This window comes from Pseudomonas sp. NBRC 111139 (assembly GCF_001753955.1).
Lineage (GTDB): Bacteria > Pseudomonadota > Gammaproteobacteria > Pseudomonadales > Pseudomonadaceae > Aquipseudomonas > Aquipseudomonas alloputida.
This window is the reverse complement of the sequence record NZ_BCBP01000039.1, coordinates 75739-85647: the sequence shown is the minus strand read 5'-3', so window position 1 is coordinate 85647 and position 9909 is coordinate 75739. Positions and strand designations below refer to the sequence as shown.

At 59.0% G+C, this 9909-nt stretch carries 10 protein-coding genes and 1 pseudogene; 8 read left to right on the top strand and 3 right to left on the bottom strand.

The genetic code is table 11. The features are described from left to right. Positions 1-179: 179 nt before the first annotated feature. From BJQ17_RS32575 to BJQ17_RS16130, 7 genes and pseudogenes are all read left to right on the top strand, one after another. Positions 180-338 (top strand): annotated as a pseudogene (locus BJQ17_RS32575) (Fic family protein); the annotation flags it as partial. A 118-nt stretch (positions 339-456) separates the two neighbouring features. After that, positions 457-1857: a PAAR domain-containing protein gene (locus BJQ17_RS16150; protein WP_070096323.1), complete on the top strand. Its 1401-nt coding sequence runs from the start codon at positions 457-459 to the stop codon at positions 1855-1857. After that, entirely contained in the window at positions 1850-2239 is a 390-nt protein-coding gene (locus BJQ17_RS16145) for a hypothetical protein (RefSeq protein ID WP_003247529.1), read from the top strand. The genes BJQ17_RS16150 and BJQ17_RS16145 overlap by 8 nt, the downstream gene beginning before the upstream one ends. Positions 2240-2432: 193 nt before the next feature. Further along, complete coding sequence (locus tag BJQ17_RS16140; protein WP_083285070.1) at positions 2433-3854, top strand: type II toxin-antitoxin system HipA family toxin; 1422 nt, start codon at positions 2433-2435, stop codon at positions 3852-3854. Next, positions 3851-4318, top strand: coding sequence for a helix-turn-helix domain-containing protein (locus BJQ17_RS16135; protein WP_070096322.1), 468 nt, complete (start codon positions 3851-3853; stop codon positions 4316-4318). The genes BJQ17_RS16140 and BJQ17_RS16135 overlap by 4 nt, the downstream gene beginning before the upstream one ends. Positions 4319-4912: 594 nt before the next feature. Beyond that, positions 4913-5041, top strand: coding sequence for a hypothetical protein (locus BJQ17_RS32135; protein ID WP_256559744.1), 129 nt, complete (start codon positions 4913-4915; stop codon positions 5039-5041). Further along, a complete protein-coding gene (locus BJQ17_RS16130; RefSeq protein WP_014755271.1) occupies positions 5034-5261 on the top strand; it encodes a hypothetical protein in 228 nt (75 codons plus the stop codon). Before BJQ17_RS32135 ends, BJQ17_RS16130 begins: the two co-directional genes overlap by 8 nt. A 64-nt stretch (positions 5262-5325) precedes the next feature. On the opposite strand, the gene BJQ17_RS16125 is transcribed toward BJQ17_RS16130, so the two are convergent. Beyond that, positions 5326-6711 carry a GntP family permease gene (locus BJQ17_RS16125; protein WP_070096321.1) on the bottom strand — a complete coding sequence of 462 codons (1386 nt, stop codon included), beginning with the start codon at positions 6709-6711 and terminating at the stop codon, positions 5326-5328. A gap of 432 nt (positions 6712-7143) precedes the next feature. Here BJQ17_RS16125 and BJQ17_RS16120 point away from each other — a divergent pair, with 432 nt between their 5' ends. Beyond that, positions 7144-8073, top strand: a complete 930-nt coding sequence (locus tag BJQ17_RS16120) for a malate dehydrogenase (RefSeq protein ID WP_070096320.1) — start codon at positions 7144-7146, stop codon at positions 8071-8073. A gap of 105 nt (positions 8074-8178) precedes the next feature. On the opposite strand, the gene BJQ17_RS16115 is transcribed toward BJQ17_RS16120, so the two are convergent. Together BJQ17_RS16115 and BJQ17_RS16110 are read right to left on the bottom strand one after the other, a co-directional pair. Further along, complete coding sequence (locus tag BJQ17_RS16115; protein WP_003247513.1) at positions 8179-9000, bottom strand: amino acid ABC transporter permease; 822 nt, start codon at positions 8998-9000, stop codon at positions 8179-8181. Continuing rightward, positions 8997-9818 (bottom strand): ABC transporter substrate-binding protein, encoded by an 822-nt coding sequence (locus BJQ17_RS16110; RefSeq protein ID WP_003247511.1) that lies wholly within the window; start codon positions 9816-9818, stop codon positions 8997-8999. The genes BJQ17_RS16115 and BJQ17_RS16110 overlap by 4 nt, the downstream gene beginning before the upstream one ends. Positions 9819-9909: the final 91 nt, after the last annotated feature.

Sequence of the window (9909 nt, the reverse complement as noted above, 5' to 3'; positions counted from 1 at the left end):
TCCCGCTTTTTTCCCCACGGATCTGCGTGTTTTTGACTTTATGGTTCGCAGTTTTCCACTTAGGGTTGGACGTATTTTTAGATAATGGTTAGCTGTCGATCAGGTTTTGGCCAGTGTTTACGGGGTGAGAACGGAAATTTTTCTAGATAATGATTTTCCCGTTTAGAGAAAATTTTGAGATGCCCCAGTTTTCTCACCGCGACCTGCAGCTACTGAACCCGTCCTTTGACTCGCCGCTGGTTGACGTTCTGGCCGAGCTCGAATTTCTGCGCAGGCTGAGGCTGGAAGGGGACGACGGCTTTTTTCAGACAGAGTCTAGTTCTCAAACCGTTAGGTCGTGCCTAGTCCTAAATCCGCGTTGCTCGTAGGAATCGTCTCGTTAGCTGCTCGAGGCCTCATTTGCCCCTTCTTAGCTGTTAGGTTCTTTCGCTCCTACAGTTCGAAAGGGACTCTGAAATGCGCGTCAGTCTGGATGGGCTTGGCCAAGCAGTAGACGGTGATGTGACCACCACAGGTGCGATTTGCATCGCTACCGGGGAAGGTTACCTCGACGAGGGACGAATGGTCCTGAGGATGGGGGATCCCACCACACCTTGTCCACTTTGCGGGCTGGAAGGAAAGGTCGTCGAAGGGGTGTGGCACTTCATCTCGGATGGCCAGCCAGTCGCGATGGATGGTGCGTTAGTTGATTGCGGTTGCCCAGAGGGTAGCAACCGGGTGGTGGCGCCTATAGGGGAAATGCCCCCGCCGCGGCTGCCGGTTGCCTTACGCACTAGCCTCACACCCGCTGGCCCTGGGAGCTCTAGCGCTTTGGCAGGGGCTTCGCCCGCCATGGTTGGCGGGTTGCCTGGGCAGATGCAGCCGGGATTCTATGTGGTGCCCCGGAGCATGTCGTTCCCGCAGATTCTGTTGGAGCTGGCTAGCCATGATTCAACCTTGCCCATTTCGTACCTGCAACGCCTGAACCCGACTTTCGAGCGGGGGTTCAAGGCAGGGGAAATCTTCGTCATCGGCGATCCGGATAACGGTTATGCCTGCACTCAGGAGGAGGGCCAACTCATGGCGGCCGCCGAGCGCGCGCGACGTTCCTTGGCTGTACTCGATTTTGCCGAGTCAGATTTCATGATGGAGTATCAGGCTGAAATTGCCGGACTGCTTAGTGACGCCAGTCTCTCCATGGGGGTGGGTAAGGACATGATGGACCACGGCCTCCGGCAGCTTCGCAGCACACTTGGCAACATCGAGCGTTTGCATCAGCAAGAATTTCTGCGCCATGGCCATCTGAATAGTCCATCGTTCTTCGCCGAACGACGGCTGTTATTGGAGCAGCTAGATGGTCAGCTGAAGGCGACTTTTCTAAATAAACATCTGAATCTAGGGGCCTACGAGCGGCTGAAGAAAAGCTTGAATATCTCGACCAAGAGCCTTGTGCATCATTGGTCGAAAGCCGGTGGGCCAGGGCAGATTCCTGGGTACGCCACATACTTGGACAAAGTGGCGAAGCTTAGTAAGTACCTTCGGTATGGTGGGCATGTCGGAATTGGCTTAGGTGGTACATCTTCCTATCTGAAAGTCCAAGAGGCCTGCCGTGCAGGGGAAACCGAAGCCTGCAAAAAAATTCGTTTGTCTGAGGCAGGTGCTTTCGCTGGGGGGCTGGCGGGAGGGATCGTGGGTGGCAAGATTGCTGGGATCACTGCGCTCGCTGTATGTGGGGTGTTCTCTGCTGGTACCGCGGGTTTCGGGGCGCCGGTATGTGGCATTGCGCTGGTCGGGGGAGGGGCTTTTGCTGGGAGCATCGCCGGTGCGGAGGGCGGTGAGCAAATGGGCGAGCTGATCTACGAATCACATTATGACTGAGTTCGAGAGTTGGCCCGTGTGGCTGAAGTGGATAATGCTGGCGTGTCCGTTCGTGATCGCGTTGGCCGGTTGTGCGGTCAGTGCATTCATCGCGGGTACAAGAAATTTCACTGTTGCAACCTCGGCTATCCAAAGTCATCCCGGCCTGGAGCAAATGAAACTGTTTTTGGGCACGCGGCGCTTTGGCGCTCGGTGGCTGCTGATAACGTTTCTTTGTGGAATACTCATTTGGCCTGGCGTACATATGCGCCGAGGGCATCTGGACATCGAAGAACTAGAAAACTTCCCTGCAAAACTTAAGTTGGCTCTACAGGTATCCACGTGGCTGACGGCCTTTGGCTTCGCTTGGATGTGGGTGACCTATGGATTCATCAAGGCGTAGCCGTTCCACCCCCCTGTAGGAGCGGGTTTACCCGCGAACGCGGGCGAAGCCCGTGCCATCCACCACCTACCCAACGCAATTAAACATGGTCCTATAACCCAAAGGTTGAATCACATGCACTTCCTGCCTTCCAGGCGCAGCAACGACCTCTAGCCCCCCTCCCGCGCGATGTGAATGCATAATCGGTAGTGTGATGCCGGTTTTATCCGTGCTTAAGCTTTTAATCAGCAAAATATTGCCGATTCCTGCCATGCGCACTATGATAATCAGCATTAAAGTACTGATTAATGGTGTCCCGATGCCGCTCAGACTCACGATCCAGGCTTTCTCCGATGGTGCATGGCGCGATGCAGCGACACTTACGGTTGAGAACCCCGAGCGTGTTGCTGATGGAAGGTGCCTTGTCGCCTACGACGGCGACTACATCATCGCGAACGTTGATCGCATGGAAGATCGTTGCGAACTCGCCCTAAGCGTTAACCTTCCGTTGAACTGGGACCACCATGACGTCAAAGGGTATCCAGCATTCCTCTACGACATCATTCCCTCTGGTGCTGCCAAGGACTCTCTTGAATCCCGCTACGGGCGTCTTAAGCCTGAAGGCGTGGAAATGGGGCTTTACCTTCTGGAACGTTTCACGCCGGCGCCTATTGGGCACCTGCGCATCAAGGAATCGGTGGAAGGCCTTCAGCCGGACCGGAACGAGGCTTTCGCGCGTGCTGAGGTCGTGGACAGGACGAACGAATTTCTTGAGTACGCCTATGAAACCGGCGCGGCGTTGGGCGGTGCTACCGGTGCCAACGGGCAAGCCCCCAAGCTGGTCATGACCGAAGCCCACAACGGTGCTCTCTACGCTGATGCGATGCTCCCCGATGACCAGGCGTGCCGTCACTGGCTGATCAAGTTCGCGCGTAATCGAGGCGGCGAGCGCGACCAAGACATCCTGCGAACAGAGTTTCATTACTACAAGGCGGTTGCTGCCCTCGGCCTTGATACGGTTGCCACTGATGGTTTGGCGCTTGAAGAGGCAGTGAAGCCAAGCCTCTGGATGCCACGATTTGATCGCCGAGTAGTGGATGGCGTGGTGGAGCGTATACCGCTGGAGTCGGTGTACTCGATCTGCGGCATTACCGGCTACGCGCATCCGATGGCGCATGCCGAAGTGGTTCACCGCCTGGTAGGTCTATGGATCGATAACGGCCAGCAGGATGAGGTGGACGACCTGGTGTTCGAGTATGTGCGGCGCGATCTGCTGAACCGCATTCTAGGGAACACCGATAACCACGGCCGCAACACCTCCATCATGCGTGTGGGTGGGAAGTTTCGTTTGGCGCCAATCTATGACCTCGCGCCAATGATCCTGGATGAAGAGGGCATCACACGGACGACGAAGTGGGCGGCGGAGCGCAAGGGGTCTTCCAATTGGCGCGATAACTGCGCTGAGCTGGTTGGTTACACCGATCCCGATGTCCTGCTGCAACGGTTGATGAATGCGGCTGAGGCATTCCGGGCGTTGCCCGATTTGCTGACCGATGCGCCCGAATCGATGCGCAATGCCGCCTCTCTACCCGTGAATAACCTGGACAAGCGACTCGTGGAGTGGGGACTGCGATGAAAAAACTACAGCCTGAAGAGCGCGCCCAGCTCGTAGAGGATATCGTCAAGCGCAACGCGGAGGGGCTCGATCCAATTGGGGCATCCATCCGCCGTCTACGGCTCGAAGTCACCGGGCTTGACCAAGAGACCTTCGCGGCCATGTGCAAGATGTCCACGAAAAGCCTGTACGAACTGGAAAGCGGGAAGTCGAATCCGAAGCTCAGCACTTTGGAGGCCGTGCTGCGTCTCTTTGGCGTGCGGATGGGGATGGTGATGACTGCCAAAGATAAGCCCACTGCAACGCTCGTCGGCAACACTGTCGGCCAGTTGAAGGCTGGTGGGCCAATCGCTGTGGCCGCGCCGCTGGCCAGTTCCTATGTAGGGACCGGACCGAAACGAGGGAAAAGCCCTGCAGCAGTCAAAGCGAAGAAGGCAGTGTCGAGGCCGGCATCGTCACGGGCACGGAAAAGCAGTCAGGAATAACTACAACTGGGATTCATCAAGCGATTCGGATTATCAGCCGGTTGGCCAGTGAGCAGTGTGGGAAGTTGTTGGAACGCGATGGCCAGGAGTTGGAGGGTTAGGCGAGGGTGTTGATTGGGCCAGGTATCGCATGTTGCGCCTGGCCTAATCTGCTGAAGGTCGCTGAAGGATTATTCCAGTCATATGGGGTATGGGGCTGCTGCGCAGCCCTTCGCAGGCAAGCCAGCTCCTACACGGACCGCATTTATCCTGGGAAGTACATGTGACCTGTGGCAAGCCGTTTTCCTACGGCGCGCGTTGGCTATTCGTACCCCGAGAAACTTGCGAAAACCGCCACCCAGGAATAAAGTCCCTACGTCGCCGAAGCATCGGCGATGCGACCTTGGCCGGTCGGAATCGAAAGGCGCATCAGCGCCCAATCTTCATCGCAGGCGCTTTTTTTGTGCCCGCGATGTTGCGTTATGGCGGTGGTGCGCGGGACACCTTCGGGTGTGCCGGGCTCCTTTCGTCCCGGTCGGCCAACCCGCGTACTGCTGCCACCTTAACTTGCTTGGCCGCGAGCGGTGGCAGTTCCATCACGAAAGGAACTCATGCATGACCACCGTAAACCCGTTACAGATCCGCGTATCCGTTCGCCGCCGTTGTTCTTCGGCCGCCCTGAGTGAGCTCACCGTCGGCAAACCTTTCTTCACCTCCGTCCAATCGGAGGCCCGCCATGTCTGACCAAGAACGCCTCTCCACCATCCAAAGCTACGCCTGGACCCTTGAACTGCTAGGCGAGGCCCTGGTCCAGCACGACGAAATGCTCGAGTGCGAACACAACCCGCGTCTGAGTTTTCGCAACACGGCCGGTATCCATCAGGCGATCCGGATCATCAGCCGGTTGGCCAGTGAGCAGTGTGGGAAGGTAATGGAACGAAGCGAGCAGGATCTGCAGCGTTAGGCCAGATCGTTGCTCGAGGGTGGGGCCAGATTGGGGCTGCTGTGCAGCCCCCGTTGACTCAAGTTCAACCTATGGTGATGGCCGAGTTCAGCAGCAACACCACGATCAAGCCAACCACCGCCACAATGGACTGCACCACCGAGATGGTCTTGGTGGCTTCGCCCATGGTCATGCCAAAGGATTCTTTCACCATCCAGAAGCCTGCATGGTTCGCATAGTTGAAGAACAGCGAGCCGCAGCCGATGGACAAGGCCAGCAAAGGCAGGTTGAGGCTGGGGTCTGCACCTGCCAGCGGCGCCAGCAAGCCGGCAGCCCCTACGATACCGACCGTGGCGGAACCGGTAGACACCGAGAGCAGCATCGCGATCAGCCACCCCAGAATCAGGGGAGGGAAGGCAGATTGCTGGGTCAGGTGCACAATGGCATCGCCTACCTTGGCGCTGGTCAGCATCTCCTGGAAGGCACCGCCACCGGCAATGATCATGATGATCGAGGCAATCGGCTTGAGGCTTTTGCCCAGTGCATCGCGCAGCTGTTCGGCGTCGCCGCCGCGCGCTAGCACCAGGCTGGCGCCGGCGAACAGCACGCCCAGCAGCATGGCGATTAGCGGGTTGCCCAGGAAACTGGCCATTTCCAGCAGCGCATTGCCTTTGGGCAGCAGCATCTCGGCGACGGCATGCACCAGCATCAGGATGGCCGGCAGCAATGCGGCCAGCATGCCGACCATTACTCCGGGGCGGGGTTGGCCATCGGCTTTTTCAGCCAGTGTGAACTGGTCCAGCAATGCCTGATCGGGCCGCGTGTTCATGCGCGGTGAAATGAACATGCCGTACAGCGGGCCGCCCAGGATCATTGCCGGAATGGCGGCAAGGAAGCCATAGAGCATGGTGGGCCCAACCGAGGTCTTGAGCACGGCGATGGCGGTCAGGGGGCCTGGGTGCGGCGGTACCATGCCGTGCATGGCGGCAAGCGCCGAAATGACCGGCACACCTACATACACATACGCCGAGCCTTTGAAGCGCGCCTTGCTTTCCAGTTTGCGCGCCACGCTGAATATCAGCGGCAGCATGATCACCAGGCCGACTTCGAAAAACATGGGGATGCCAATGACGAAGGCAACCAGCATCATGGCCCAAGGGATCATGCGGTCGGAGGTGCGCTTGAGGATGACATCCGCGACCTGTTCCGTGACGCCTGCGTCAGCCAGGATCTTGCCGAGCATCGCACCCAGCGCGATCACCACCCCCACTGCGCCCAGTGTCTTGCCGGCGCCGGTGAGCAGGTGGGAGACGATGCTGCCTGGCGCCATATGCGTCGCGAAGCCCACGCCAATGGACACCACCAGCAAGGCCAGCAGCGGGTGCATCTTAAGGCGCGAAACGATGAGCGCCACCAGCACCAGAACACTGGCCAAGGCTGTCAGTAATAGCTGTATATCTAAGGGAGTCATTCAAGGAGTCTCGGTTGGGCTGGCGCTCGGCTGCACTCAGGGTTTGAAGGCGTGACGGGCGTTTCCACGGGGCATGCCCAGGTGGCTGCCGTTGGGGCTGCTGCTACGTTTTCGAGGAAGGGGACGCGGCTTTGCGCTAGCTGCCGCTCACAGGCGGGCGCCTGGTAACGGAAGATGGGCAGCAGGGAGGTGTGGCGCTGAGGCCGGTGTGCGGCGGTGTGGCGACGGGGCGCTTGGGCAGCATGGTCATCGATTGATTCACCTTGTTGTATGGTCATCTATATGAATCTGGCCAAAGTATTCGCGCTGCCATGGAATACTGTCAAGTGAAGGTAGTCGCATCGTCTTGGGTGGCCATTTAGCCCCGGCAGGCAATACTTCTCTCTATACGCAGGCGTGTTCCTGGTGGCGCGCGCCGCTGGGAGGTGTCTGGTGAACAAATTAACGATTGTGGGTGCCGGCCTGGTCGGCGAGGCGGCGGCGCAGATCATCGCCCGGGATGAGTTGTGCCGTGAGCTGGTGTTGATGGACGTGCAGGGTGAGCTGGCGCAGGGCAAGGCGCTGGACGTTTGGCAGGCGGCTGTGGATTCAGGTTCCGATACCCATGTTCACGGCGGGGCCAAAGCCGAAATGCTGGAGGGGTCCGAGCTGGTGGTGATCACGGCGGGCGTGCCGCGCAAGCCCGGCCAGTCGCGCCAGGATGTATTGAGTACCAACCTGCCAATCCTCGACAGCATCATGGCGGATATCAAGCACCACGCGCCGACAGCGACGGTGCTGGTGGTGTCCAACCCGGTCGATGTGCTCACCTATCGCGCCTGGAGCGTCAGCGGGCTAGGGCGCGACAAGGTCTTCGGGCAGGCGGGGGTGCTGGATACCGCGCGCATGAAGTGCTTCATCGCCGAGCAAACCGGGTTTTCTGCACGGGATATCACGGCGTTGGTGCTGGGCGGGCATGGCGACAGCATGGTGCCGCTGATGCGCTACTGCCAGATTGGCTCGGTGCCGTTGTCGCACTTCCTGTCCAGCGAGCAGATCGAACAGATTGTCGAGCGCACCCGTAAGGGCGGCGGCGAGATTCTGGGGTTGAAGAAGACGGGGAGCGCCTGCGATGCACCGGGCGTGGCCATTGCGCAGATGGTCGATGCGATCGCCAACGGGCGGAACCGTATTTTGCCGGCGGTGGCGATTCTTGAGGGCGAGTATGGGCGAACGGATATCGCCATGGGTGTGCCCTGTGTATTGGCAGAGAAGGGGCTTGCGCGGGTGATCGAGTTGCCGCTGGATGCGCAGGAACAGGCGATGTTCGACCACTCTGCAGATCAGGTGGCGCGGGATATTGCCGAGATGAAAGCTTTGTGAGCGGCAAAGCGGCTTCAGTTGACGCGGTCGATGCAGGAGCGCCCTAGTGGCGCTCCTGCACGTCGTGCCTGCGTAGATGATTCTGCAAGGGCCGTGTGGCAGCCCTCAGCGCTGATAAGCCTTGCCAAAATGCCGTTCCAGCCGCGCCTGCAGCAGTTCCAGCAGTATCGACAGCACCCAGTAGATCACGGCGGCGGTGGTCAGCATTTCCAGGTAGCGATAGCTCGAACGCCCATACGACTGCGCCAGAAACATCACCTCCCAAACCCCCATCACGGAAATCAGCGACGAGTCCTTGAGCATCGAAATGAACTGGTTGGCGGTGGGCGGAATGATCACCCGCATGGCCTGGGGCAGGATGATGTGGCAGAAGATCTGCGGCGTGCGCATGCCCAGCGCCAATGCTGCTTCACGTTGCCCACGGGCCACGCCGAGGATGCCGGCCCGGAAGATCTCGCTCAGGTAGGCCCCGTAGTTCAGCGACAAGGCAATGATGCCGGCGCTGATGGCGCCGGGTACCAGGCCCACCTGCGGCAGCCCCAGGTAGATCAGCAGAATCTGGATCAGCAGCGGTGTGCCACGGAAGAACGAGGTGTAGAAGCTGGCCACACCTACCAGCACCGCGCTGTTGGATAACCGTGCCAGCGCGGCGGCAAAGCCGAGCAGCACGGATACCACCATCGAGCACAGGCACAGGAACAGGGTCAGTGCGGCGCCTTGCAGAAAGCCATTGGGCCCCAGCTTGAAACCGGCCAGGTTGGGAAACTTCTCCAGAATGATGGCGAACTTCAGGTCAAAGCTGAGGAAGAAGGCGACAAACAGCCCGAACAGCGCCAGCCAGGTCAGCAGTAACCGGGTGCGAAAGCCGAACAGGCCGGCGCCCGCTGGCTTTGCCACGGGCTTGGGGGAGGGGGGGAAGGTGCTCATTTGCTGATGTCGGCGCCAATCCATTTCTGCGACAGCTTGGCCAGGGTGCCATCAGCCTTCAGCTCGGCGAACACCTGGCGTACCTTGGCATCCCACTCAGGGTCGCCTTTTTCGATGGCCACCGCGTTGGGCTCTTCATACAGCGGCGCGCCGGCCAGCTTGAAGCGCTTGTCTTGCTGCAGGCGCGGCTGCGCGGTCACCAGGTTGGTAATGATGGCGTCCAGGCGCACGCCAGTGCCCAGGCCCAAGTCCTGGAAGGCGACGTTTTCAGTGTCGTAGGGCGCAGCCTGCACGAAGTCGAACGGGTAATCGATCTTCTGGTCTTCCTTGCCTTCAATGACCAGGTTCTTGTTCAGGTAGCTTTCGTAGCTCGATGCACTGATCGAACCCACCTTGCGGCCTTCCAGGTCTTTGGCGCCATGGATGCGCTCATCCGAGGCATTGACCACGATCACGGCGGGCGATGCGTAGTACTCCACGGGGAAGTCGAACACCTCGGCGCGTGCCTTGCTCGGGGTCATCGAGCAAATGCAGATGTCGTAGCGCCCGCTCCAGCGGCCAGCGGCAATCACGTCCCAGGACGGTGTTTCCAGGCGCAGTTTGACGCCGAGCTTGTCGGCCACTGCCTTGGCCACGTCCACGTCGTAACCGTCGAGCTGGTTGTGGTCATTGAGGAAGGAAAACGGCGGGTAGCTTTCCATCAGCACGTTAACCATTTCCTTGCGCGATTCAACCCGCTCCAACGTGGCGCCAGCAAAGGCTTGGGTGGCAGTTGCGAGCAGTACAAGGCCCGCACCCAGCAGAGAAGAAAATCGCATGTACATACCTGATATGTTGGGCAAATGGGTGATAGGGTATTTAATAGTTATAACCCCAATCCCCATAATGAATTTTATTCATAAGAACCTT

Coding starts and splice junctions, on each gene's coding strand:
- BJQ17_RS16130 (WP_014755271.1), top strand. CDS start 5,034: ATGTCTGACCAAGAACGCCTCTCCACCATCCAAAGCTACGCCTGGACC.
- BJQ17_RS16125 (WP_070096321.1), bottom strand. CDS start 6,711: ATGACTCCCTTAGATATACAGCTATTACTGACAGCCTTGGCCAGTGTT.
- BJQ17_RS16145 (WP_003247529.1), top strand. CDS start 1,850: ATGACTGAGTTCGAGAGTTGGCCCGTGTGGCTGAAGTGGATAATGCTG.
- BJQ17_RS16110 (WP_003247511.1), bottom strand. CDS start 9,818: ATGCGATTTTCTTCTCTGCTGGGTGCGGGCCTTGTACTGCTCGCAACT.
- BJQ17_RS32135 (WP_256559744.1), top strand. CDS start 4,913: ATGACCACCGTAAACCCGTTACAGATCCGCGTATCCGTTCGCCGCCGT.
- BJQ17_RS16140 (WP_083285070.1), top strand. CDS start 2,433: ATGCCGGTTTTATCCGTGCTTAAGCTTTTAATCAGCAAAATATTGCCG.
- BJQ17_RS16150 (WP_070096323.1), top strand. CDS start 457: ATGCGCGTCAGTCTGGATGGGCTTGGCCAAGCAGTAGACGGTGATGTG.
- BJQ17_RS16135 (WP_070096322.1), top strand. CDS start 3,851: ATGAAAAAACTACAGCCTGAAGAGCGCGCCCAGCTCGTAGAGGATATC.
- BJQ17_RS16115 (WP_003247513.1), bottom strand. CDS start 9,000: ATGAGCACCTTCCCCCCCTCCCCCAAGCCCGTGGCAAAGCCAGCGGGC.